The organism is Sphingobacterium sp. SYP-B4668 (assembly GCF_027627455.1).
GTDB lineage: Bacteria > Bacteroidota > Bacteroidia > Sphingobacteriales > Sphingobacteriaceae > Sphingobacterium.
The window spans coordinates 4,585,092-4,611,052 of record NZ_CP115483.1; the positions used below are offsets into that span (position 1 = coordinate 4,585,092).

Genomic DNA, 25,961 nt, shown 5'->3' on the forward strand with positions numbered 1-25,961 from the left:
CAACAACTTAGACTATTAAACTTTTAGATATCATCGCAAAACAGTAGATTTGTGATGCAAAAATCAAGAAAAAATGAGTGTACTAGTTAATAAAGATTCAAAAGTTATTGTACAAGGTTTTACAGGGACTGAAGGTACTTATCACGCAACTCAAATGATTGAGTACGGTACAAATGTAGTAGGTGGTGTAACTCCAGGAAAAGGTGGCCAACAACACTTAGAGCGCCCTGTATTCAACACAGTACAAGATGCTGTAGACAAAACAGGCGCTAACGTATCCATCATTTTCGTACCTCCCGCATTTGCTGCTGATGCTATAATGGAAGCTGCTGCTGCTGGTATCGAAGTAATCGTTTGTATTACGGAAGGTATCCCGACCAAAGATATGATTCAAGTAAAATCATACTTGAGTGACAAAAACTCTCGCTTAATCGGCCCTAACTGCCCTGGTATCATTACTGCCGATGAAGCTAAAATCGGTATCATGCCTGGATTTATCTTCAAAAAAGGAACAGTAGGTATCGTGTCAAAATCAGGTACTTTGACTTATGAGGCTGTTGACCAAACTGTGAAAGCAGGTTTAGGAATCACAACCGCTATCGGTATCGGAGGAGATCCCATTATTGGAACAACCACCAAAGAAGCTGTAGAATTGTTGATGAACGATCCAGAAACCAAAGGTATCATCATGATTGGTGAAATTGGTGGTGGAATGGAAGCCGAAGCTGCAAAATGGATTAAAGAGCACGGTACAAAACCTGTAGTTGGATTCATCGCCGGTCAGACTGCGCCTCCAGGACGCCGTATGGGACACGCTGGTGCAATCGTTGGTGGTGCTGATGACACAGCTGCCGCTAAGATGAAAATCATGGCAGAATGCGGCATACGCGTTGTTGAGTCTCCAGCTGAAATTGGAAAAGCTATTGCAGAAGAATTAGCGAAATAACTATTCTTCTTATATAAAAAAAGGTTCCGAAGTTAATTCTTCGGAACCTTTTTTTATATAAGAAATCTATAAACATTTTCTCATCAAACCACTGTTGAAAGACTTTCATCCGTCACGTATTATTTCATCCGATCATCTGCAGACGGACCATATAACCCCGGCACAGGTAGCCCCAATAATCGAAGATACACGGTCAACTGACCTCTATGATGATACACATGATTGAATACCAAAAAACGAACCGCCCCCACTTTTGGCATTTTCGCAATCACATAATCTCCAGATTTTAATTCAAACTCGGATAGCCAGTCCTCATCCCTCGAACGCTCTATTGCGGCACAATTACGTTCGTAGCCCTCATCTAAAAATTGAATAATCTCCTGTACTTTAGAAAACTTATGTCCTTTAAAATCAATTTCAAAATTAAATGTATCGCGAGCTATCACTTCCGTAGCTAGATTCGTCATCTCAACGGTATGTGTTGCTAAACGCGTCAATGACATTGATTTCTCATGTGGTCTCCAGTCCAAATGTTCATCAGACAATACCTCCAACATTTTTCTTGTACTTGCGGTTTCCTTCTCCAATTCAATCAACAAACTCTGCTTAATTCCCATAATATATATGCTAAAAAATAGTGAAGCTAATATAGTTAAAACTTCATGTTTCCCCTATCTCTTTACTCACGATATGTAAATAAAGACTATGTTGTGACATCTAAATATGGTGAATTCAATTTACTTACCAAAAGTAAGCCCTATCCATTGCTTATTCGAGCCATCAGCCAAGCGCTTTGACAATTGAAAAAAAAACAAGTCCTCTCCGATTTCACAGTAAGCACTCCAATCCTCCACTTCTACTGTTGCATTCCAATCTATTTTAGCCGGCGGTCTATCAAAAGACCTATCGGAAAATCTGTCCACCATTGACAAAACGAGCATTATCGACAAGACAATAAAAGAAGTTTTCATCACATATTTGCTTTTCTCTTCTGTTGACCCTCATAATGCTGAATCATGTCCGAAAGTTCTTCAATACTCAAATCAGATTTAATATCGACAAAAACCAAATCTTCATCGTCAGCAATACCGAGCATTAGTCGTTTGATACGATTACCTTTAAATTTTCCATTTATAGATATTCGGGCCCCATCACTGTAAAGACTAGCCATTTCTTCGAAACGATTACGTATTAAATACTTCTGAAAATCCTTCATCAAACGCTCATTCTTCGAATTCGATATTGTCATCATTTTCACCCTCTTCAACTTTTTAAGCGCAAACCGAATCAATTCTTGGTCTTCATCTCCGTCCTTAAGCGCATTTTTCACGAATGGGCGAACCAAATAAGTTGGGACATTTAAAGACACGACCGCTGCCTCCTTAGAAAGATGATGACGATTTACAAAGTCCATATTTGGACGACTCTTTACAAGACAGCTTTGCATCAAGACACTAGTCATTAAGAGCAAAAAGCAAATTTTTAAACGTTTCATTCTCCTAAATTATTGGTCAATTAACTTGTTAATATCCTCATATCGAACCTTGCCATCTAAAATCATAAATATCACGCTATCATCAGCTACAATACTCAATAATAAGTTATTAAGATTATCGGATTGAGAACTCTCAGTTAAAAAGCGGATTTTATTGCCATCTGAATTAATAGAAACCAGCTCCTCATACTTCAGTGCGGCAAATGCTTTTGACACTTCTGACTTTAGGTGTTTATCCTCACTATCCTCCACAATTAGCATCTTAATGGAGTTAATGTTTGCCAGGAGCGGTTTAATTTGATTAAGCTCTTCATCCCCAAGTTTGAGCTTGTTCAGCATACTAAACATAGGTTTGGCTATCTTAATAGATGTGACACCTTTTCCTTCCTTATATTGCTCAAAGATTTTGTCCAATTTAGCAATCTGCGCATTTGCTATGTTTAGATAGCAAAGACATATAAAAAATAGGGTAGTCTTCATAATTGTATGTATTTATAGTTCAATAGTTAAATGTTTCAATTTGCGTACGCCGTCGATTCCCTTTCCAATGTTAGAAGAAGCCAGCGTTAACACCGAATGGGTAATTCTTAGCGCTTCATCTTCATTTGTAATACGCACACCATTCACTTCAACATAGAAGGACTCTTCATTGGGTCTCTTCCCAACAGATTTAGATTGGTATTTCCTCTTAATTCGATGCTCCTTATTGTTGGAAACCGTACCAACAACTGTTGAAACCATACGGTTACTATTTTCTGCTGGAAGCTGTACGTCCAAGGGCCTTACATCCGAAATATTTACATCTATAGATTCCTTAGCTATACCAGTCGATTTCGGGGCGGATTCCCTATTCCCGTGCTGCACGAACATCCAGACACCTCCAATGACCAACAGTACCGTAGCAGCTAAACTTAAGCCGTACTTCCAATACACGCTGCTCTTTAAAGGATGCACCTGCACGACATCCTCATTCACTCGTGATTCAGTTTTTTCCAAGAAAGTATCAAAGTCCAACTCCATTTTCTCTTTTCCCGTATCCTTCAGCAAAGAAAAATAAGGTTCACTATCACTTTCGTCCTTCAAAAAACGCTCTTCCTCCAAAGAAGATTTTCCCGCCCAATACTTAGCTCTTAATCGCTCTAATTCTTCTCTCTTCATAATCAAAAATTTTACTCAACACTCCTTTTACCGTATTTCTAGCACGAGATAAATTGACACGTATTGCATTTTCCTCCATACCTGTCAATTCGCATATAGTGACAATATCGTATTCTTCAATATCTCTTAAGTACATCACTAAGCGTTGCTTTTCAGGTAACGAATCTATTAATCTTAATACAATGTCTTTCGTAAGCGCGGGGTCATGATCTTGTTGATGACCAAGACGATACTCACTTTCGTACCTCGCCTTTACACATTCTCTAGAAATTTTATTTAGGGCCATATTTTTTGTCATCCTCATGGCAAACGCTTCTGTATTAACTATACCCTGTAAATCATCACGTATTTCCCAAAGCTTCATCAACACCTCTTGCACCAAATCGAAAGCATCTTGTTGATTAACCATAAACCGGCAAGCAAAACGGAATAGTTTATCCTTATGGATAAAAATGTTCGCTTTAAAGGTTTCTTGATTCATACTCGCTGCTTTTATTAAGAAGACAATCTAAGGTCCATAAACATTACATAGATTTCAAAAAATACTTCATTTGAAATCATTTAGATTATTTGCACATCATTGGTAGTTAGATAATAAGAGTAAATATATGAGTCGAATCCTATCTTAATATCTACAGATTTATCTTAATGCATAACACCCAATGAGGAGATACGGACTCAGTAAACTCAAAAAAAACTAAACAAACAAAAAATCCCCCCGGGTTCACGCAGGGGCGTACGATAAGGTGTCGAGCTACTGTCCTATCTGCCATCCGCTGCGAATACGGTCCGGTATCCCCTGGGATACGCTGGGAATTGGGAATATGGGTTGTTGTGTGTCCCCGGGAGGGGCAACAAAAAAAGCCCCCCCGGTTTCCCGGGGGGGCGTATAAAAAAAGGCACCGACCTACTCTCCCACCTGTTACGGCAATACCATCGGCTCTGGCGGGCTTGACTTCTCTGTTCGGAATGGGAAGAGGTAGACACCGCCGATATAGGCACCTGAAATCCTTTTTGGTACGACACGTTATGGTCGTATCTATAGACAATCGAAAGAAAAAAACAAAGAGGAAGACAACAGTGTCCTCTGCTTGAGAAAGCTTCGGGCTATTAGTATTGCTCGGCTATGGTATCTCTACCTTTACACCTACAACCTATCGACGTAGTCATCTACTACGGCCCTCTAAGGAAGTCTCATCTCGTGGCTAGTTTCGCACTTAGATGCTTTCAGCGCTTATCTATCCCCGACGTAGCTACCCTGCCGTACACCTGGCGGCATAACAGGTTCACCAGCGGTCGGTCCAACCCGGTCCTCTCGTACTAAGGTCAGATCCACTCAAACTTCCAACGCCCACAACAGATAGGGACCGAACTGTCTCGCGACGTTCTGAACCCAGCTCGCGTGCCACTTTAATGGGCGAACAGCCCAACCCTTGGGACCTTCTCCAGCCCCAGGATGTGACGAGCCGACATCGAGGTGCCAAACCTCCCCGTCGATATGAGCTCTTGGGGGAGATCAGCCTGTTATCCCCAGCGTACCTTTTATCCTTTGAGCGATGGCCCTTCCATACAGAACCACCGGATCACTATGTCCGTCTTTCGACCCTGTTCGACTTGTCGGTCTCACAGTCAAGCAAGCTTATGCCATTGCACTCCGCGTACGGTTACCAAGCGTACTGAGCTTACCTTTGAAAGCCTCCGTTACCTTTTTGGAGGCGACCACCCCAGTCAAACTACCCACCAAACAATGTCCTCGACATAATCGAGTTAGAAACCGGATACAGAAAGGGCGGTATTTCAAGGTTGATTCCATGGCTCCTGGCGAAGCCACTTCAACATCTCCCGCCTATCCTACACATCCTGTACCCAATTCCAATGTTAAGCTATAGTGAAGGTGCATGGGGTCTTTCCGTCCCGTTGCGGGTAATCGGCGTCTTCACCGATACCACAATTTCACCGAGCTCATGGCTGAGACAGCGCCCAGATCGTTACACCATTCGTGCAGGTCGGAACTTACCCGACAAGGAATTTCGCTACCTTAGGACCGTTATAGTTACGGCCGCCGTTTACTGGGGCTTCGATTCAATGCTTCTCTTGCGATGACATCCCCTCTTAACCTTCCAGCACCGGGCAGGTGTCAGGCCTTATACCTCATCTTGCGATTTCGCAAAGCCATATGTTTTTGTTAAACAGTCGCCTGGGCCTTTTCACTGCGGCTTCTCACTCTCGTGAGGAAGCGCCCCTTCTCCCGAAGTTACAGGGCCATTTTGCCGAGTTCCTTAGCCATGATTCACTCGAGCACCTTAGGATCCTCTCCTCGACTACCTGTGTCGGTTTACGGTACGGGTTTTTATAACCTGGAGCTTAGCGGGTTTTCTTGGAAGTCTGTTTACCTGCTCTATCAGCGCCGCCGGAGCTTTGCTGTACTATTGGGTTTCAGCAGGGTCGGCGGATTTGCCTACCGTCCCTATACCTACGCCTTTCAACGGACTATTCCGTCAGTCCGCGGCAGTGTCACTACTCCGTCACCACATCGCAGTTATAAAAAGTACTGGAATATTGACCAGTTGTCCATCGGTTATCCCCCTTCGGGTGTACCTTAGGCCCCGACTAACCCTGATCCGATTAGCGTTGATCAGGAAACCTTAGTCTTTCGGTGGGCGGGTTTCCCACCCGCCTTATCGTTACTTATGCCTACATTTGCTTTTCCATAAGGTCCACAGCACATTGCCATGCTGCTTCGCCCCCGATGGAATGCTCCCCTACCAGACATACATCGCTGTATGAATCCATGGCTTCGGTAGTAATCTTGATGCCCGTTTATTATCCACGCCCGGCCGCTCGACTAGTGAGCTGTTACGCACTCTTTAAATGAATGGCTGCTTCCAAGCCAACATCCTAGCTGTCTGGGCAACCGGACCTCGTTAGTTCAACTTAGACTACATTTGGGGACCTTAGCCGATGGTCTGGGTTCTTTCCCTCTCGGCCCTGGACCTTAGCACCCAGAGCCTCACTGCAAGACATATCTAACAGCATTCGGAGTTCGTCTGGATTTGGTAGGATTTGACTCCCCCGCACCCAATCGGTAGCTCTACCTCTGCTAGACTCTATTCTCACGCTGTTCCTAAAAACATTTCGGGGAGTACGAGCTATTTCCCAGTTTGATTGGCCTTTCACCCCTACCCTCAGGTCATCCGGAAACTTTTCAACGTTTATCGGTTCGGTCCTCCATTACATGTTACTGCAACTTCAACCTGCCCAAGGGTAGATCACAAGGTTTCGCGTCTACCTCATCTGACTATGCGCCCTATTAAGACTCGCTTTCGCTTCGGCTGCGCGGCTGAACCGCTTAACCTTGCCAGACAAGAGTAACTCGTAGGCTCATTATGCAAAAGGCACGCCGTCACGGAACTTGTCCGCTCCGACCGCTTGTAAGCACACGGTTTCAGGTTCTTTTCACTCCCCTGTTCGGGGTTCTTTTCACCTTTCCCTCACGGTACTGGTTCACTATCGGTCTCTCAGGAGTATTTAGCCTTGGCGGATGGTGCCGCCGGATTCCCACAGGGCGTCTCCGACCCCGCGGTACTCAGGATACCACTATGCTGGCATTCTTTGCCTGTACGGGGCTATCACCCATATCGCCCGGTTTCCCAACCGGTTCCAGTTCATAGCGCCAATGCAATATCGTGGTCCTACAACCCCCAAAATGCCGTAACATGATGGGTTTGGGCTCTTTCCCGTTCGCTCGCCACTACTTGGGAAATCATTGTTATTTTCTTCTCCTACGCCTACTTAGATGTTTCAGTTCAGCGCGTTCGCGTATTGTACGGCATACCTTCAGTATGCCAGGTTTCCCCATTCGGAAATCCACGGATCGAGTCGCATTTGCCGATCCCCGTGGCTTATCGCAGCTTATCACGTCCTTCATCGCCTCTGAGAGCCTAGGCATCCTCCGTGTGCCCTTATTTACTTTCTTCCTCCTCATGGCCCTTTTGCTACCATGGAAGTGCTTGTCGTTACGTTCCCCAAAAGGAAAACGTCCCTACTGTTGTCTTCTCTTGTAATTTTTTTCTTTCAATATGTCAAAGAACTCTTTGCGCACGCAATCCATATAGGACGGCGGCGTTCGTGGAGAATAACGGATTCGAACCGTTGACCCCCTGCGTGCAAGGCAGGTGCTCTAGCCAGCTGAGCTAATCCCCCGTATAACCGATCGTAGTCCCGAGCAGATTTGAACTGCTGACCCCTACATTATCAGTGTAGTGCTCTAACCAACTGAGCTACGGGACTAGCTTATATCTCTCTCGGTACCGACCTCCATATATAGGGACGGACCTTATTCCATTTCTTTTTCCTAGGTCGATCATGTATGTACGTAACGAGTACCTATCAGGTACTCTAGAAAGGAGGTATTCCAGCCGCACCTTCCGGTACGGCTACCTTGTTACGACTTAGCCCCAATTATCGGTTTTGCCCTAACACGCTCCTTGCGGTTACATGCTTTAGGCACCCCCAACTTTCATGGCTTGACGGGCGGTGTGTACAAGGCCCGGGAACGTATTCACCGCGTCATTGCTGATACGCGATTACTAGCGAATCCAACTTCATGAGGTCGAGTTGCAGACCTCAATCCGAACTGTGATCGGCTTTCAGAGATTGGCATCACATTACTGTGTAGCTGCCCGCTGTACCGACCATTGTAGCACGTGTGTAGCCCCGGACGTAAGGGCCATGATGACTTGACGTCGTCCCCACCTTCCTCTCTGCTTGCGCAGGCAGTCTGTTTAGAGTCCCCACCTTGACGTGCTGGCAACTAAACATAGGGGTTGCGCTCGTTGCGGGACTTAACCCAACACCTCACGGCACGAGCTGACGACAGCCATGCAGCACCTAGTTTCCTGTCCCGAAGGACGTATCCGTCTCTGGATACTTCAGTAACTTTCAAGCCCGGGTAAGGTTCCTCGCGTATCATCGAATTAAACCACATGCTCCTCCGCTTGTGCGGGCCCCCGTCAATTCCTTTGAGTTTCACCCTTGCGGGCGTACTCCCCAGGTGGATAACTTAACGCTTTCGCTTGGACGCTGACTGTCTATCGCCAACATCGAGTTATCATCGTTTAGGGCGTGGACTACCAGGGTATCTAATCCTGTTCGATCCCCACGCTTTCGTGCATCAGCGTCAATGATGGCTTGGGATGCTGCCTTCGCAATCGGTGTTCTGAGACATATCTATGCATTTCACCGCTACTTGTCTCATTCCGCATACCTCAACCATATTCAAGTCCTTCAGTATCAAGGGCACTGCGACAGTTGAGCTGCCGTATTTCACCCCTGACTTAAAAGACCGCCTACGCACCCTTTAAACCCAATAAATCCGGATAACGCTTGGATCCTCCGTATTACCGCGGCTGCTGGCACGGAGTTAGCCGATCCTTATTCTTCGGGTACGTTCAGCCACCTACTCGTAGGTGGGTTTATTCCCCGACAAAAGCAGTTTACAACCCATAGGGCAGTCATCCTGCACGCGGCATGGCTGGTTCAGGCTTGCGCCCATTGACCAATATTCCTTACTGCTGCCTCCCGTAGGAGTCTGGTCCGTGTCTCAGTACCAGTGTGGGGGATTCTCCTCTCAGAGCCCCTAGACATCGTCGCCTTGGTGGGCCGTTACCCCGCCAACTAGCTAATGTCACGCGAGCCCATCCCTGTCCTATGAATATTTGATCCCCGGAAGATGCCCTCCAGGGATGTCATGCGGTGTTAATCCGACTTTCGCCGGGCTATCCCCCTGACAAGGGTAGGTTGCTCACGCGTTACGCACCCGTGCGCCACTCTCACGGGGTGCAAGCACCCCGATCGCGTTCGACTTGCATGTATTAGGCCTGCCGCTAGCGTTCATCCTGAGCCAGGATCAAACTCTCCATTGTAAAATGAAGTGTCGACTCTAACTATCTATAACATAAATAGAATTGTCTTTTTTAATTTCCCGACCTGATTGGCTTGGCTTTCGTTTTCCGAACTTTCGCCCGGAAAAATCCCAGCTACTCGTTACGTTACATGATCATTTCCTTAAAGAACTCATCTGCCTCGACTCGCGTTCCGGCATATATCTCACAGGGCTTCGCGCCCCGATCGTTTTCCTGTTTCCAAAACCCTCCGTTTCCGAAGGGACTGCAAAGGTAGGGATATTTTCGACATCCGCAAACTTTATTTTAAAATTGTTCGCCGGAACACATCGCCAATCCCTTCTTTCAAACGGAACGACCTCTCGATCGGACCACACCTCCCTTGCGGAGTGGTGCAAAGGTAGCACTTTTACATAACCACTTCCAAACTTTCAAACAAAGTTTTTTAATTAAAATAGGTAACGGCCTATCAACCTGCCGAATAAAAAACGATATGGGGGCGGAAAATCGGGGAAATCACGCCCTATTTCCCCTATATCCTATGGCCATGCCCCGCGGCCCCCGGATCATCTAAAGACCCAGTAGCGTTGCAGGGGATAGTTGAATCCCAGGGACACGACCAGCTCAACGGCCAACCTACCCACCTTATAATCTATACCGAAGACCTGCGACACGAATGGGGTCGCCTCGGATTTCAAGAGAATACTGCCCAACACCACCAATATAAACTTCCATACCTGCCCCCCGACCGGACTGTCGTCTTTCTGGAACGCCCAATATCGATTTAGGGAAAAATTGACCACGGCGCCTAGGGCACCGGATATACGGATAGCGTTCTTGACATCGATCCCGACGACTTCCTTGCAGAACACCATTACCCCATAATCAAAAACTCCGCCTATAAAGGCGGAGGCTTGAGCTTTTGCAAACGCAAATATCTGCTGTTTCATATCTTTTTAAGGTCCAACACTAATCAACTCTCTTCCTCAATTCCTGCTCTCGTTTTGCAGCCTTCTCCTCTTCGTCCCTTTCGTCCCCCATTTTTAAAAGAAGGCCTGTATCCTTAATATTGATGAAAAATAAAATAGCACAAATAGCAGCAACCAAGTAATTGATTACCCCGGGAAAAACGACCTCCAGCACCAGGACAAGACTTATAATCACTCGTATCTCGGTAGGCCCTACTATTCCCGCGTCGATTGTATACTTGTCAGTCACCTTGTAGCGCAACTGAGAAATAATCATACTCCAACCATAACAAGCAACCAATACATATCCAATTACTTCAAAAATACCTTTTGCATATATAATATAACCAAAGCCAATCAATACTGTACTGATCCAATCCATAATAATATCCAAGGAGAATCCATACCATCTTCGGGACTTATTTCTATAAAAGGCTAATCTACCGTCCAAGGAATCCCCAAACCAATTTATCACAAACCCCAAAACACCAATAAGTAGGTATTCAACACTCACGAATCTCGCTAAAATAAATGCGACCAATACCAAAGCAGAGCCAAACGTCCCAATCCCAGTCAACATATCCGAGGATATCCATGACGGGACTTTCGGCACCAAATATGTAATTAGTTTTTGTTCCGGACTACTTAGTATGTTTGTTCGTTTGCGGTCTTGAAATAATTTCTTATTAATCTTGAATTCACTCATAATGTCATCTTTATAGCCACCTATTCTCTTTATACCACATCAAGGTCTCTGTCAAACCAGTTACTAAGTCAAATTTAGGATCAAACCCTAATTCCCTTCTAGCGGCAGAAACATCACATCCCCAATTTGCGGCAGTCAATTCATTTAGTCGTTCAGGATATAAGACTGGAATATTTGGAGAACGTTTATAGGCCCATTCAAATAAATGAGCAATTTTTTTGATTACAAAAAATGGTATATGAACCCTAATGGCACGTTTATTCAACGTCTTCTTAAAAATATCAGCCATTTCATATCGGCTGTAGATATTTCCATCCGAAATATTATACACCTTAAACTGTGCATGCGTGACCAGGCAGGAATGCAAAATCACTTTCGCCAAATCATCCACATAGATAAAACTCAATTGTTGGGGTTTACGTCCAATATAAGCATCTACCCCACTATTCAATGTTTTAAAAAGTATGAATATATCCTTCTCTCGCGGACCATATACAGCAGTAGGTCTAATTATCGTAATCGGCTTGTCCGCAAACCGATCTTTCAACACCAATTCTATCTCCCGCTTACTGCGTCCATATGCGGTCACGGGTCGATAGGCTGTACGTTCAGAAATCAATCCATCTTGTATTGCGATAGGTCCAACCGCCGCTAAGCTGCTGACAAATGTCACTCGTTTTAAAGGTATATCCGCATCGAAAATTGCAGAAAAGAATTTTAGCGTGTAGTCTCGATTAACCCGAATCAAATCCTTTTCCTCTTTTGCTCTTGTCATGGCAGCGGCGTGGATGACATACTGGTACTGATTTTCCTCTAGCACAGAAATCAATCCTTCATGGTCTTCGTAGTCCAAATACACAAATTTATCCACTGCGTGTTCTATCTGAGAAATAGAACTAGACTTACGCACTGCAGCATGGACTTCCAAGCCAGCAGATTTGGCAGCCTCCACAAGATGAAACCCTACAAATCCACTAGCCCCAGTTATTAGGACTCTCTCTTTCATATCGTCTTCTCGTAAAAACGATAACGTTTATATAATTTACCATTAATCTGTTCGATAGCATGATTCATCATGTAGTTGTGCTCCAACATCCACGAGCATTCGGCACCTTCAATACCTGCAGGCCCAGCATTGTGAATAATACGGCCATACAAACATGCTTCAATTCCAAGCTTTCGATAATCATCTATCACTCCAAGCATCAGGACCCTAAGTGTCTTCAATTTACCTTTTCCAAAGAGCAATTTAAAAATACCAGTCGGCAACAACCTGCCTCTTTTAATTTTAATCTGAATTTCATTGATATTAGGTATCCCAACCGCAAATCCCACAATTTCATCACCTTTTTCTGCAACAAGTGCAAATCTAGGATCTACAATCATTTTCAAATCTTTTGCCACATAATCAAACTCATCATCGGTCATTGGCACAAAACCAAGATTCTTATCCCAAGCTTTGTTATATACCTTCCTTATTTTATGAGCCTCATTCTTAAAATCTTTCAGATTAATCTGCCGTAGAATAATGCCCGACCTCTTCAATCGTTCTTCCAAACGTCCCAAAAGCAATACAGACCGCTGATCAGCCTCGGCTGTACTAACATAATATGCTCGAAGATCGACCCTTTTTGACATTCCGGCGTTCTCGATCAAATCGATATAATAAGAAGGATTATAAGGCATCATTGCCATGGGGGGCATATCGAAGCCGTCAATCAGCAGCCCACATACGTCATTTGTTGAAGGATTCAGTGGTCCGACAAGTTGATCCCCGCCCTTATCTTTGACCCATTCAATAACCGTGTCAAATAGCCTATTGGCCACCTCTTGATCATTTATACTATCAAAAAACCCAAAAGCCCCTTCATTAACCTTATTATACTCATTATTACGAACATTCCAAACCGCAGCTATGCGCCCCACAAGCTCCCCGTCGCGATAAGCCAAAAAAGGCTGTATCTGAGAATGCTTATAAAAAGGATGCTTTCCTGGAGTGAGTAAATCGGCTTGTCCCAAGAAGAGTTCAGGGACATATTGAGGATCTTCCGCATGTAAATCATGCGGAAAATCTATAAAGATCCGTCTTTGTTTCTTTGTTTCAACGGGTATAATCTGAATCATAGGAGATTAGATTAGAGATTCAATTTCAGCTAGCTTAAATACCTTCACCATTTTCTCGACAGCCTCATCGATTTGTTCGAACGTGTGAGAAGCCATTAATGAGAATCTGATTAAAGATTCCTCGGAAGGAACTGCTGGAGATACAACAGGGTTTACGAATACGCCATCATCTTGGAGCATTTTTGTCACCCAGAACGTCTTTTCGTTATTACGGATAAAGATAGGGAGAATAGGACTTTCTGTTTCTCCTAAATCAAATCCACTTTCTAAAAGTAATCTTTTTGCGTAGTTTGTATTCTTCCAAAGATTTTCCATATGCTCAGGTTCGCTGACCATGATTTCCAATGCTTTTAAAGTAGAGGCTACCGAAGCAGGAGTCATACTAGCACTAAACATTACAGAGCGAGCATTATGTTTTAAATAATCGATTACGTCTGCATCACCTGCCACAAAACCACCGAGCGAAGCAAGAGATTTACTAAAAGTCCCCATAATCAAATCAACTTTGTCAGTCAATCCAAAATGAGAAGCTGTACCAGCACCATTCTCACCAATAACGCCCAAGCTATGTGCATCATCGACCATTAATATTGCATCAAATTCATCCGCAATCTTAACCATCTCCGGTAAGTTAACGATATCCCCTTCCATACTGAATATACCGTCAGTAACGATCATTTTCGCACTATCCTCCGGAAGACGGGATAGTTTAGACCGCAAATCATTCATATCATTGTGGGCATACTTGATTACTTTAGAGAAAGACAATCGACTACCATCAATAATAGATGCATGATCTCTTTCATCCAATAAAATATAATCATTTCGGCCTGTCAAACATGAAATCGGCCCTAGATTAGACTGAAACCCCGTACTGAACAAAATAGACGCCTCTTTACCCACTAGCTGAGACAATTTGTGTTCCAATTCAACATGAATATCCAATGTCCCATTTAAGAAACGAGACCCCGCGCATCCTGTGCCATATTTTGAAAGAGCGTTTTGGGCAGACTCTATGATACGAGGATCAACTGTCAACCCCAAATATGAATTGGAGCCAAACATTAGCACCCTTTTGCCATCAATCAACACCTCTGTATCTTGCTTAGATTGAATCGGTCTAAAATAAGCATACAGACCCTTCGACTTCAGCTCTTCGACAATATTAAAATGCGAAATTCTCTCGCTTAACTTTCCCTTGCTCATGCGAATAAATGGCTTTTCTATTTTAGTAAAATAAATAAAATTCTAAATATCACTCTTAATTATTTACCATTTTGGACAAATGTTCAATAAAATATGTGTTCCTAAGCCAAAAAACAACAGGCAAAACTGCACTCTTAAACCTCACAACACAAACATTATCAGTAAATTAAAAAGAACTAAGCTTCTTTTGTAAACTAAAAAACTCGTGCAAACATACGAAACAAAATCCGACATTCCTTTATTGTCTACACAATTTTTGACATGTAAATATCATAAATTTAATTCTAATTTAACAGTTGATTCACAAATAATCTATGCAGGTCTCGAAACGGTTAGGCCATAATTGATTACCTTTGTAAAAGCAATATACGAAATAAAATGGCATTAGCGGCAAATATAAATATCAAAAACAAAAGAGCTTCGTTCGAATATCACCTATTAGATAAATACGTGGCGGGAATACAATTATTAGGTACCGAGATTAAATCAATACGCGAGGGAAAGGCTAATATCAACGATAGCTTCTGCGCCTTTTTTGACAAAGGCTTATACATCCGCAACATGCATATTGCTGAATACTCCCACGGCTCATTCTACAACCATGAGTCAAAGCGAGATCGACAGTTACTGCTAACAAATAAAGAGTTGAAAAAACTCAAAATCAAAGGCGATGAAAAGGGCTTCACGATTGTACCCCTTCGTATATTTATCAGTGACAGAGGGTTCGCAAAAGTTGAAATTGCATTGGCGCAAGGAAAGAAGGATTTCGACAAACGTGAAACCCTCAAAGAAAGAGACTCCAAACGCGAATTGGACAGAGCTATGAAGAAGTAAATGGAGCTAGGACATCATCAAATATGCACCAGGCGTCATTCCCTCTTGCCTGCGAAACATGCGGACAAAATAGTTCATGTTATTAAAGCCGCTTGCATAACAAGCCTCTTTGATATTTCGAGTATACTGAAGTACTCTTTTTGCATTATTGATGCGTGCCCGAATTACATACTCCATAGGACTAATACCCAGCTCCTCTTTAAACGACCGAAAGAGGCTCGGCTTACTCATATGTGCCTTTTGGCTTAAAGACTCTATTGTGATATGTTCATGAATGTGTTCTTGGATATAGGATGTCACTGCATGCAGTCTTGAACCAGACTTTGTAGTGCAGCTCTCTATACTAATAAGGCTTTGCGTCTGCATAATTCGGATGAGCAGCTCCTTAAGAGTTAAATCGGCCAATATATCCTTATGCTTTTCACCACTTATCGATATCGCAAAAAGCTTATCAGTCAACTTTGCCAACTCTGCATCATTCAAAAAATGGTAATGCTCCAATTGGAATTTCCATCCCCCCTCAGCAAATGTACGCGGAAAGTATTCATTGAGATACCCTAGGATTGCTTGAATCTTTTGATGACTAATTGCGAGCGCCGTACATTGTGTTGGATCCTCCTCCGAAGCTTCCGGGAAATCAATATGCATCGATACCAAAGGTGGAACAATTACCGTCTCTCCAGGTAAATAGTCAAATCGAGGACTACTTCCCATGTGCATCACCTTCTTCCCTTTCAACATATTAATCACCACTAAATCACTAAAATGCAGAGGAACAAGTTTACTCTCCTGATAAGTCTCATATACGTTAAGTTCAAAATCTTGAAGACTATAAGCCCTTCGGTGCTCTACAAGAGAAGTAAGTTCTCGCCTATCCGTAAATGGTAATTGATTCAAAAGATGTTTCATCATCACAAGATAATTATAACTAGTTCTACCCAATTTACTAATCAAAACGTAAAAAATCAAATATTCTGGTTCAAGTCTTAGAATATGATGATCGATTTACATTACCATCTATTTAATGCCCTTCCTCAGAATAAAACTATAAATCTGACGATGATATTATTGTGCTACACTATGATAGGATAGTGCTAAGTCTCTCATGGTATTCTATATATATTTGAAAATAACCAGATATATTTTTCATTTAAAAATCATATTCATATGAGTACATTCAATAGACCAACGTTCAATGAACGCTACGACAACTACATAAACGGAAAATTTACAGCCCCCATCCAAGGAAAATATTTTGATGTTGTCTCTCCAATAGATGGTCTCGTTTTCACCAAGGCCGCGCATTCCACGAAAGAAGATTTAAATATTGCCGTCGATGCTGCTGCTGAAGCCTTTAAAATATGGGGCAAGACCTCAGCTACTGAACGAAGCATTATCTTAAATAAAATTGCAGACCGTATTGAGCAAAATCTTGAATTCATAGCTACTGTCGAAACGATAGACAATGGCAAAGCAGTACGCGAGACGTTAAATGCAGACATTCCATTAGCAATCGATCACTTTAGATACTTTGCCAGCGTCATTCGCGCAGAAGAAGGATCATTGACAGAGTTGGATAGCAGCACCGTATCCTTAATTGTCCACGAGCCAATTGGCGTCGTTGCACAAATCATACCTTGGAACTTCCCCATTCTAATGGCTGTTTGGAAACTTGCTCCTGCTTTAGCTGCCGGCAACTGTGTCGTTCTGAAACCAGCAGAAAGCACACCTATATCCATTCTAGTATTGATGGATCTGATCGGTGATTTACTCCCTCCAGGCGTCATCAATATTGTTAATGGATTTGGATCAGAACTTGGCAGAGCACTCGTCACCAATCCAAAAGTAGCCAAAGCGGCATTTACAGGCTCTACAGCCACTGGCCGTCTCGTAATGCAGTACGCCACCGAAAACATAATTCCCGTCACATTAGAATTAGGAGGAAAGTCCCCTAACATCTTCTTCAGCTCCGTCATGGACGAAGACGACGCATTTTTAGACAAAGCAATAGAAGGCGCAGTCCTTTTCGCATTCAATCAAGGAGAGATCTGTACCTGCCCCTCGCGTCTACTTATTCAACAAGACATCTATGACCGATTCATTGAGAAAGTCATAGACCGTGTCAACAAGATAAAAGTTGGGAATCCACTAGATAGTACAGTGATGATGGGAGCGCAAGCTTCCCAAATCCAAAAGGATAAAATTGTGTCTTACATTAAACTCGGAAAGGAAGAAGGCGCCGAAATTCTCACTGGTGGTGACATCAACAATTTGGGCGACGGTTTGGAAAATGGATATTACATTAAACCAACCTTATTCAAAGGACACAACAAAATGCGCATCTTTCAAGAAGAAATATTTGGCCCAGTACTCGCAGTCACCACCTTCAAAGATGAAGCTGAGGCTATTGCAATCGCAAATGACACCATGTATGGACTTGGTGCAGGCGTATGGACCAGAGATGCACATCAGCTTTACCAAATTCCTAGAGCGATCCAAGCAGGCAGAGTTTGGGTCAACCAATATCACAACTATCCTGCAGGAGCTCCATTTGGTGGTTACAAGCAGTCAGGTATCGGCAGAGAAAACCATAAAATGATGCTCGGCCACTATAGACAGACCAAAAACATGTTGATTTCCTACAGTAAAGAAAAGCTCGGATTCTTCTAAAACAAATGACCGAATCTAATTTAGTATTGAGGTTCGGTCACTCATATTTCAGTGCACTAAAAGTAATTACTCCAAGCCACAATTTTGCCAGTATATTAGTTTAAAACCCCAAAAAGAAATACTATGATTCCAAAAACAATGAAAGCTGCTGTTGTCCAAGCTTATGGACAGCCATTAGAAATTAGGGAAGTGCCCGTTCGTGAGCCGGGACGGTATGAAGTTTTGGTGAAAGTAATCGCTTGCGGGGTCTGTCATACTGATTTACATGCCGTTGACGGCGATTGGCCAGCCAAACCCAAGATGCCTCTTATTCCCGGACATGAAGGCGTAGGTATCGTTGTAGCCTGTGGTCCTGATGCCCAAGCTAAGGAGGGAGATGCCGTCGGCGTACCATGGTTATACAGCGCATGTAGCTGCTGTGAGTACTGTATTACTGGATGGGAGACGTTGTGTGAATCTCAAAACAATGGAGGATATAGTGTGGATGGTAGCTTTGCTGAATATGTAATAGCAGATTCTCGCTATGTAGGCCACCTCAAATCAAATGTTAATTTTTTAGAAATTGCTCCAATTCTTTGCGCTGGCGTAACCGTATACAAAGGTTTGAAAGAAACAGAAACTAAACCTGGAGAATGGGTAGCTATCTCCGGAATCGGAGGACTAGGTCATGTAGCCGTTCAATATGCTAAAGCCATGGGCATGCACGTAGCAGCTATTGACGTAGCGGATGAGAAATTAGAATTAGCAAAAAAACTTGGTGCAGATCTCATCGTGAATGCTAAAAATACAGATCCAGGTCAGTATCTACACAAAGAAGTAGGCGGTATGCACGGCGCCCTTATTACCGCCGTATCTCCAATTGCCTTCAAACAAGGAATTGATGTATTACGTAGAAAAGGTACCATTGCACTCAATGGGCTCCCTCCGGGATCCTTCGAACTGCCAATTTTTGAAACCGTATTAAAGCGAATAACAGTAAGGGGATCTATTGTCGGAACCAGAAAAGACATGCAAGAAGCATTAGAATTTGCCAATGAGGGACTAGTTAAAGCAACCGTATCCGCTGCAAAACTAGAGGACATCAATGATGTCTTTGACAAAATGAGAAAAGGACAGATTGACGGCAGAATTGTACTAGATATTGCCAACAGCCCCAATTAATGCTCGCTGTAAAGTAGTCTTCAATTCATTTCGATTGAAGACTACATCACTACTAAAAAAACAAAATGACTTCAAGATTAGCAATCACAGACGCGGCGCGACAAGTAGTAGAAGACCTTAAAGAAAAACACGGTCCACTTATGTTTTATCAAGCAGGTGGGTGCTGTGAAGGCACACAGCCACAGTGTTTTGAGAAGGGAGGTTTCTTCCCTAGGATGAATGATGCCATGATTGGACTAGTCGAAGGGTATGAATTTTGGGTAGACCGAGACCTATTTGAGTATTGGCAATACTCACACTTTACCTTAGACGTACTTGATGGTTTCGGACCTGGAGGATTTTCCTTGGAAACACCACTAGGAAAAACCTTCACCATACATTACAGACTTTTCAATGAAAACGAATTGAAAAATCTCTCGCCCATAATCAGGGCTAATTAAGAAAATAGTTCTCTCGCACTAAGAACCTGTTTAAAATTCATCTAATGATTTCGTTACTCTTTTTGGCTGCTACTGCGTTATATTTTTAAGGTAGAAGCGCTGCTATCTCAAAAATTAAGCCTCGTCAAGACTAAGTCCCTCCAATACAGGGATGGGATTCTTATTTTCATCCAGCGCTACAAAAGTAAACAATCCATTTATTGCTAACTCTCGCCCCTCTTCATACATATGCTCGAGGTATATCTCCACTCTCACTTTCAAACTAGTCCTCCCTATACTATCCACTCTAGCGACGGCCTCTATGATGCTACCTGAAGGTATTGCCTTAGCAAAGTCTATTCGATCAGTAGATACTGTCACAAGGCGCTTATGACAAAATCTAGTCGCCGCCATAAAGGAGACTTCATCCATTATTGCCATAGCTTTACCCCCAAACAATGTATCATGGTGATTGGTCAAAAATGGGAATACCGTCGTACATACCCGTGTTTCCGCCAAATTAATTCTTTCTTCTAAAGTCATATTTCTAATATTGATATTAGGACTTGGTGTCAACAGATAAAGCTATCCACAAAAACCAACATACTTCATTTTATAGACAATGCTGACTGCAGCTTTTGAGACACCCCTGTGGACATTTCTGCATCTCCATTAACTCGCGTTTTTTTCAATATCTACACCAATCCCTTTAAGTAACATAGAGGCATTGAATACTTTGCATTCCCCCTCTTTCAATTTATAGTCAAATAACATTTCGCCATCGCGCACCTGAATATCGAAGTGATAGTTTTTCATAATCCCCGGATACTCGCCTTCCAACGTAGAAAGCTGCAAATCATGGGTAGCCACCATCCCTTTTCCATCCATTGCAATCAATTTTTTAATAATCGCACGCGACCCCAAATATTTGTCCACGGAATTAGTCCCCCTCAACATCTCATCAATTAGGAAAAAGCTATCCTTATCCTCCCGAACAGTTTCTAAGATATACTTCATCCTATCCAGCTCGGCCTTGAATGTAGAAGTACTTTCGTTCAGATTGTCTTTAATTCGCATATACGTAATCAACTTATAAATTGGTATTTCAAAAACAGAAGCACATACTGGAGCTCCTGCATAGGCCAACACCGCATTGATTCCTATTGTCCTCAAAAATGTACTCTTACCAGCCATATTAGACCCTGTCACCAAAGCGATTCGATGGTCACCTGCATCATAATCATTCTCCACGGCCTGTCTTGCGGATATCAGCGGATGATTGATATCTATTGCCCTAATCTTCTCATCAGTATGCCCCTTTAACATTGGAAATACCCAAGTAGGATGATTACGTTTCAATGTTGCTAGACTGACTAATGCTTCCATCTCTGCCACCACATCAAATGCTTCCAATATATTTTCCTCATAATTGGACTTCCATTTAACGATAGCCATCACCTGCCGAAAATCCCATAGCAAAACCATATTCAACACTAAGCCAACAATAACGTTATTCCGCGCATCCAATTTGTTGATCAAACTCCCCAAAGCTTTAAAAGCATCCGATAGCTTTCCCTTATGATTATCTACCTGTATACGTTGCTGCAACTGTTGATTCAAAGGACTCTCCCACACTTGATTTTCAATCAACTGAATGCCACCAGCATAAGCATTTAAGATTCCACCTACCTTATCAATTTTGCTCGAAAAAACCGACACCCGTCCTGACATTGCTAATGTCCACAATACATTAATCAAAGCCAATATAGTGACATAACCCAACGACTTCACACCCAAGAACGACAGTCCGATTCCGGCAAGCAGTACAAACGGAATAATCTGCGTATATATCCGCATAAATGCATTTCCAAAAGACAGGTCGTCCCCCTGAAAATATTTCTTCAAAAACGGCTTCACCTCCATTTTCTGATCCAGATTAAACAGCAACCGGCTTTGTAACTGTTGGCTCCATTCCAATTTTGGTTCCAGCTCCTGCACAGCAGCCTGTCTGTCCATGATTGTAGCTTTATCCACTGCAGAACGGAACCAATTTGCCAGCACTTTCACCCCTTCTTTTGTTGCAGCACGATTGACCAAAGTAAATAATGAAAATCGACCAAATACATCCAAATCCGAAAGATAAGGATGCCTATTGTCTTCAAAATCTTCACCTTCAACATAGCAGGTTTCACGTCGATCACGAAGCAGTATCTCATTCTTATTGACCCGTAAGAAAGCCGTTAAATCTTCTCTTTCCCTTTCCAATCGACTTTGACGTCTTATCAAATAAGCAAAAAGAAGGATTATCGTCATGAACAATACAAAAACAATCCAAACCTGTTTCTGTTGAAAACTCCAGAATAACAAACCTCCTCCGCCCAGAATAACGGCAAGTCGTGCTAAACTATTTTTATTGATTCTTTTAGTAAGTGTTTCTATTTCAATTTGAGTTTGCGCAATAGCCTCCTCATATTTTGAAAAAATCGTTGTATTCATATGGTCGTCAAGTTATAAAAAAAGCTTGGTACTTACCAAGCTTGATCTCCCACTAAAGGAACAAATCTAAAAGTATCTAATTCTATTCGTTCAAAATCGTTCTCTCCCACACGAAGAATAGTCACCATCTTCTGTGCCTGCTCATCACCTACTGGAATCACGAAAACGCCACCTATCTTCAATTGCTTTAACATAATCTCGGGAACGAAAGGAGCACCAGCCGTCACGATAATCTTATCATAAGGTGCATGTTCAGTAATGCCTTTTGAACCATCTCCTAGAAAAAAATTTGGCTTATAACCCATATACGGCAACACTTGGATCGTCCGATTATAAAGTGCCTCCTGCCGCTCGATTGTAAACACCTCCGCTCCTAGTTCCATGAGAATACAGGTTTGGTATCCCGATCCCGTACCTATTTCCAGAACCTTATCCCCTTTTTTCACGTGGAGCAATTCAGATTGATAAGCTACAGTATAAGGTTGCGAAATGGTCTGTCCATCGCCTATGGGAAAAGCAATATCTCGATACGCCTGATTCCAAAAGGTTTCATCAAAGAAAAAATGTCGCGGAACTTTTCCAATTGCTTTCAACACGTACTTATCCTCAATTCCACGTTTTTCCAAATGTTTGACAAGCTGCTTTCTTGCCCCCTTTTCTCTATAGTTATCTACGAATTTATATGCCATTACCATCCAAAATTACCGTTAAAAACGCACATCTGAAGGATTAAAATGCAAAATGTTTGCTGTCAAAGGGATATCCAAATCAATAAGGATCAACATCAATCTGTATCCGTACACCACTATGAGATTTATCAAGCTCAAATACTAGAAGGGCTTGACTAATCAGCTCTTTTACTTTCGCGATACTCACACTATTTCTTTCTATTTTCAGCGTAATGGTCTGAATAAAGTAGGTCCTTACTCGACTCACCAATGGAGGTTCGGGCCCCAAAACACGCGCCCCCAATGACGTCCTCAGACCAGAAGCCAAATCTTTGGCCGAATCAAAGCACTTCTGGATGTCAGGGTGTTTCACATCAATTTTAATCAATCTATAAAACGGAGGATATTGATAATTTTTCCGCTCGGTAGCTTCCTGAATAAACATCTCAGCGTAGTCATGCGCCACCACCTGCTCTATGACCCGATGTCTAGGTGTATATGTTTGGATAATAACTTTACCTACCACATCTCTTCTCCCCGCCCGTCCAGCTACCTGCGAAAACAACGAAAAAGCTCGCTCATAAGCTCTAAAGTCCGGAAAATTAATAATAGTATCTGCATTAATGATACCGATAAGACTTACCTTTCCAAAATCCAGACCCTTAGCAATCATCTGGGTCCCGATTAGAATATCATATTCATGTTCATCAAATGCCGTTATGATTTTTTCAAAACCATGCTTTCCTTTGGTCGAATCTAGGTCAAGACGACCAATCCGAGCCTCCGGCATTAGAAGTTCCAGCTCTTCCTCGATACGCTCCGTCCCGAATCCCCGACTTTCCATATGCGTAGTACCACATGCAGGACATACTTGTGTAGGTCCCTCGTGATGTCCACAATAGTGACAGTGCATCCTATTTGTGGACTTATGATACGTTAAACTCACATCACAATTTACACATTTCGTCACATATCCACATGTATTACATTGGATAATTGGGGTATGCCCCCTCCTATTTTGGAATAATATAACCTGTTCCTTTCTGTCTATTGTCAGTTGGATTTCTCTTAGCAATACCGTACTAAAATAGGTATGCATATTTCCCTTTCGCTTTTCCTCCGAAATATTAACAACCTCTATTTCTGGGAGCTGAGCAGTACCATATCGTTTTAACAATGCTACGAAACCATATTTTCCTGCTTTTGCATTATAATAGCTTTCGATAGAGGGTGTCGCCGACCCGAGTAATACTTTAGCTTGATGCAAATACCCTAAATAAATTGCTGTGTCACGAGCATGATAACGAGGCGCAGGATCGTACTGCTTATAAGAGCTTTCATGCTCTTCGTCCACAATCACAATCCCCAATTTATGAAAAGGCAAGAAGAGTGAAGACCGCGCACCAATTACTACTTTGTATTCATTTTTTAAAACCTTGTGCCACACTTCCGCTCTTTCATTATCATTGAATTTGGAATGATACACCCCCAATTGGTCTCCAAAATATAATTTCAACCGTTCTGTGATTTGAGTTGTCAATGCAATCTCAGGCAAGAGGTAGAGTGCTCCCTTACCCTCAGCTATTGCCTGTTCAATCATCCGGATATAAAGCTGCGTTTTCCCCGATGCAGTCACACCATGTAGTAACACCACATCCTTCGTCCCGAACAATCCGTTTATCTGCTCAAAAGCAGCTTGTTGATCAGTATTAAAGCTGAATTCCGCTGTCAATTCTATATCTTCGCCCTCAAACCGACTCACGATTTTCTCCTTTACCAAAAATACCCCCTTGTCAATCAACGCGGTGATGCTACCTGCCCCACAGCCAACCGCTTCCATAATTGCCTGACGGGTTACTTCCACCGCTGCTTTGGACAACTGTAAGTAAGCCAGTACCGCATCCTGTTGCTTAGGCGCACGGTTCAATGAATCAAGTAATTCACGCTTCCCTCGCTCATCTCCATATTCCGTATTCAAGACTAGAAAATTCTTTCGCTTAGGTTTATAGCGTTCAGATATCTCTTCGGATATCTGCAAAAATCCCCTGTCAAATAACTGTTTGAGAATCGGAAACACAGTTTTTTGGCCCAATAATTTGACAATATCACTCACACTAAGTTCACCCGCAATTTCAAGTGCTTCAATGATCATGTATTCCTTATCCGATAGCTCACTTTTATCCACTCGATCCGAATCCGCGGCGATAATCTTTGTTTCGCTAGCCAGCTTCAGCGCCGCAGGCAATGCCGCTTGCATCACCTCCCCCAATGTGCACATATAATAATCGGACATCCATTCCCATAATTTCAACTGAGATTGGTCTACGATAGGATGCTCATCTAAGATATCAAGCACATATTTTGCCTCATACTTTTCAGGAGCTTGGTCGGTAATATTTTTAACGATAGCTGAATAGATCTTATTTCTTCCAAACTGAACGATGACACGCATCCCTATGCCGACCTTGTCGCTCCACTCTGAGGGAATACGATACGTATATGTTTTGGAAATAGACAGCGGTAAAATGACATCTACAAAACAAGTTTTTCGACCAGTTGAAAATAAAGAAAAATCCATCGACATGTTGCAAACTTAGATAAACTTGGGGCTATATGCAAGGTAGTAATGCACGAACAAAACGATAAAGGCATTAACCTCTCGAAACAAAACCTGTAGGAGGCACTTGTCGAAAAAAACCAATATAATTGTCCGTTATATAGCTACCCCAACCTTCAAGAATTTTTATAGCGAAGTATTGTGAAGAATTTTAAGATCTATTCTTAAGCGCGGCAATAAACAGTCCGACCCAGCCAATCATAAAGCAAACACCCCCTAACGGAGTAATTGGTCCCAGAATCGATACATTTCCGAAGCCTGTCACCTCCCTAACACTTAAGATATATAAAGAACCCGAAAACAATAGAATACCGATGACGAACGCAAAAAATGCTACTCGAATAGACGTATTCTTAGCTCTAGAAAATGTGGCTAAAAACAACAATGCAAAAGTATGATAGAAATGATATTGATTTGCGGTTTCCCAAGTACCGATAAGATCGTCGCTAATTTTCCCCTCCAATCCATGCGCGCCAAATGCCCCCAATATTACAGCAGTAAGCCCCAAAAAGGATGCTGTGAGAATGATTTGTTTATTCATGAGTTAAGTCAATATTTTTTTATCCTCGGTATACTGCCTATAAAAGTAT

22 protein-coding genes, 2 tRNA genes and 3 rRNA genes are annotated in these 25,961 nt (G+C 42.6%); 5 read left to right on the forward strand and 22 right to left on the reverse strand.

Annotated elements, in window-relative coordinates; genetic code table 11:
* The first annotated feature begins 73 nt into the window (after positions 1-73).
* Entirely contained in the window at positions 74-946 is an 873-nt protein-coding gene (gene sucD / locus OQ289_RS18735; RefSeq protein WP_033564004.1) for a succinate--CoA ligase subunit alpha, read from the forward strand.
* A gap of 119 nt (positions 947-1,065) precedes the next feature.
* On the opposite strand, the gene OQ289_RS18740 is transcribed toward sucD, so the two are convergent.
* From OQ289_RS18740 to spt, 16 genes are all read right to left on the reverse strand, one after another.
* The gene (locus tag OQ289_RS18740; RefSeq protein WP_270088307.1) at positions 1,066-1,563 is read right to left on the reverse strand and encodes a DinB family protein; all 498 of its coding nucleotides are present in this window, start codon (positions 1,561-1,563) and stop codon (positions 1,066-1,068) included.
* A 120-nt stretch (positions 1,564-1,683) separates the two neighbouring features.
* Complete coding sequence (locus OQ289_RS18745; RefSeq protein WP_270088308.1) at positions 1,684-1,917, reverse strand: hypothetical protein; 234 nt, start codon at positions 1,915-1,917, stop codon at positions 1,684-1,686.
* On the reverse strand, positions 1,917-2,441 hold the full coding sequence (locus tag OQ289_RS18750) for a DUF4252 domain-containing protein (RefSeq protein WP_270088309.1): 525 nt from the start codon (positions 2,439-2,441) through the stop codon (positions 1,917-1,919). Before OQ289_RS18750 ends, OQ289_RS18745 begins: the two co-directional genes overlap by 1 nt.
* Positions 2,442-2,450: 9 nt before the next feature.
* On the reverse strand, positions 2,451-2,921 hold the full coding sequence (locus tag OQ289_RS18755; protein WP_270088310.1) for a DUF4252 domain-containing protein: 471 nt from the start codon (positions 2,919-2,921) through the stop codon (positions 2,451-2,453).
* A gap of 12 nt (positions 2,922-2,933) precedes the next feature.
* Positions 2,934-3,599 (reverse strand): hypothetical protein, encoded by a 666-nt coding sequence (locus OQ289_RS18760; RefSeq protein WP_270088311.1) that lies wholly within the window; start codon positions 3,597-3,599, stop codon positions 2,934-2,936.
* A complete protein-coding gene (locus OQ289_RS18765) occupies positions 3,565-4,080 on the reverse strand; it encodes an RNA polymerase sigma factor (RefSeq protein ID WP_270088312.1) in 516 nt (171 codons plus the stop codon). Before OQ289_RS18765 ends, OQ289_RS18760 begins: the two co-directional genes overlap by 35 nt.
* A 413-nt stretch (positions 4,081-4,493) precedes the next feature.
* Positions 4,494-4,605: ribosomal RNA gene (gene rrf, locus OQ289_RS18770) — 5S ribosomal RNA — on the reverse strand.
* A gap of 85 nt (positions 4,606-4,690) precedes the next feature.
* Positions 4,691-7,575, reverse strand: a 23S ribosomal RNA gene (locus OQ289_RS18775).
* Positions 7,576-7,728: 153 nt separating this feature from the next.
* Positions 7,729-7,802: transfer RNA gene (locus tag OQ289_RS18780), tRNA-Ala, on the reverse strand.
* Positions 7,803-7,815: 13 nt separating this feature from the next.
* Positions 7,816-7,889 (reverse strand) — tRNA-Ile (locus OQ289_RS18785).
* 112 nt (positions 7,890-8,001) lie between these two features.
* Positions 8,002-9,523: ribosomal RNA gene (locus tag OQ289_RS18790) — 16S ribosomal RNA — on the reverse strand.
* Together the 16S, 23S and 5S rRNA genes with 2 tRNA genes alongside form the textbook arrangement of a ribosomal RNA operon.
* Positions 9,524-10,068: 545 nt before the next feature.
* Positions 10,069-10,452 carry a GtrA family protein gene (locus OQ289_RS18795; protein ID WP_270088313.1) on the reverse strand — a complete coding sequence of 128 codons (384 nt, stop codon included), beginning with the start codon at positions 10,450-10,452 and terminating at the stop codon, positions 10,069-10,071.
* 19 nt (positions 10,453-10,471) lie between these two features.
* On the reverse strand, positions 10,472-11,176 hold the full coding sequence (locus OQ289_RS18800) for a CDP-alcohol phosphatidyltransferase family protein (RefSeq protein ID WP_270088314.1): 705 nt from the start codon (positions 11,174-11,176) through the stop codon (positions 10,472-10,474).
* Between the two features lie 10 nt (positions 11,177-11,186).
* Positions 11,187-12,182: an NAD-dependent epimerase/dehydratase family protein gene (locus tag OQ289_RS18805; protein WP_270088315.1), complete on the reverse strand. Its 996-nt coding sequence runs from the start codon at positions 12,180-12,182 to the stop codon at positions 11,187-11,189.
* Entirely contained in the window at positions 12,179-13,300 is a 1,122-nt protein-coding gene (locus tag OQ289_RS18810) for a hypothetical protein (protein WP_270088316.1), read from the reverse strand. The genes OQ289_RS18805 and OQ289_RS18810 overlap by 4 nt, the downstream gene beginning before the upstream one ends.
* Before the next feature lie 6 nt (positions 13,301-13,306).
* Complete coding sequence (spt, locus tag OQ289_RS18815) at positions 13,307-14,506, reverse strand: serine palmitoyltransferase (protein ID WP_033566382.1); 1,200 nt, start codon at positions 14,504-14,506, stop codon at positions 13,307-13,309.
* A gap of 378 nt (positions 14,507-14,884) precedes the next feature.
* Between spt and smpB the strand changes: the two genes are divergently transcribed.
* Positions 14,885-15,340, forward strand: a complete 456-nt coding sequence (gene smpB, locus OQ289_RS18820; RefSeq protein ID WP_033566383.1) for an SsrA-binding protein SmpB — start codon at positions 14,885-14,887, stop codon at positions 15,338-15,340.
* Between the two features lie 6 nt (positions 15,341-15,346).
* Here the strand turns inward: smpB and OQ289_RS18825 are convergent, their stop codons facing one another.
* Positions 15,347-16,252, reverse strand: coding sequence for an AraC family transcriptional regulator (locus OQ289_RS18825; RefSeq protein ID WP_270088317.1), 906 nt, complete (start codon positions 16,250-16,252; stop codon positions 15,347-15,349).
* Positions 16,253-16,507: 255 nt separating this feature from the next.
* Here OQ289_RS18825 and OQ289_RS18830 point away from each other — a divergent pair, with 255 nt between their 5' ends.
* The 3 genes from OQ289_RS18830 to OQ289_RS18840 all read left to right on the forward strand — a co-directional run bounded on the left by OQ289_RS18830 (position 16,508) and on the right by OQ289_RS18840 (position 19,611).
* On the forward strand, positions 16,508-18,010 hold the full coding sequence (locus OQ289_RS18830; protein WP_270088318.1) for an aldehyde dehydrogenase family protein: 1,503 nt from the start codon (positions 16,508-16,510) through the stop codon (positions 18,008-18,010).
* 123 nt (positions 18,011-18,133) lie between these two features.
* The gene (gene adhP / locus OQ289_RS18835) at positions 18,134-19,171 is read left to right on the forward strand and encodes an alcohol dehydrogenase AdhP (RefSeq protein ID WP_270088319.1); all 1,038 of its coding nucleotides are present in this window, start codon (positions 18,134-18,136) and stop codon (positions 19,169-19,171) included.
* A gap of 65 nt (positions 19,172-19,236) precedes the next feature.
* On the forward strand, positions 19,237-19,611 hold the full coding sequence (locus OQ289_RS18840) for a DUF779 domain-containing protein (protein ID WP_270088320.1): 375 nt from the start codon (positions 19,237-19,239) through the stop codon (positions 19,609-19,611).
* A 114-nt stretch (positions 19,612-19,725) separates the two neighbouring features.
* Here the strand turns inward: OQ289_RS18840 and OQ289_RS18845 are convergent, their stop codons facing one another.
* The 5 genes from OQ289_RS18845 to OQ289_RS18865 all read right to left on the reverse strand — a co-directional run bounded on the left by OQ289_RS18845 (position 19,726) and on the right by OQ289_RS18865 (position 25,912).
* Positions 19,726-20,133 (reverse strand): acyl-CoA thioesterase, encoded by a 408-nt coding sequence (locus OQ289_RS18845; RefSeq protein WP_270088321.1) that lies wholly within the window; start codon positions 20,131-20,133, stop codon positions 19,726-19,728.
* Between the two features lie 129 nt (positions 20,134-20,262).
* Positions 20,263-22,086, reverse strand: a complete 1,824-nt coding sequence (locus OQ289_RS18850) for a MutS-related protein (protein ID WP_270088322.1) — start codon at positions 22,084-22,086, stop codon at positions 20,263-20,265.
* Between the two features lie 32 nt (positions 22,087-22,118).
* Positions 22,119-22,775 (reverse strand): protein-L-isoaspartate(D-aspartate) O-methyltransferase, encoded by a 657-nt coding sequence (locus OQ289_RS18855; protein ID WP_033566389.1) that lies wholly within the window; start codon positions 22,773-22,775, stop codon positions 22,119-22,121.
* A 79-nt stretch (positions 22,776-22,854) separates the two neighbouring features.
* Positions 22,855-25,332 (reverse strand): replication restart helicase PriA, encoded by a 2,478-nt coding sequence (gene priA, locus OQ289_RS18860; RefSeq protein WP_270088323.1) that lies wholly within the window; start codon positions 25,330-25,332, stop codon positions 22,855-22,857.
* A gap of 190 nt (positions 25,333-25,522) precedes the next feature.
* On the reverse strand, positions 25,523-25,912 hold the full coding sequence (locus OQ289_RS18865; RefSeq protein WP_270088324.1) for a DUF423 domain-containing protein: 390 nt from the start codon (positions 25,910-25,912) through the stop codon (positions 25,523-25,525).
* Positions 25,913-25,961 lie beyond the last annotated feature (49 nt).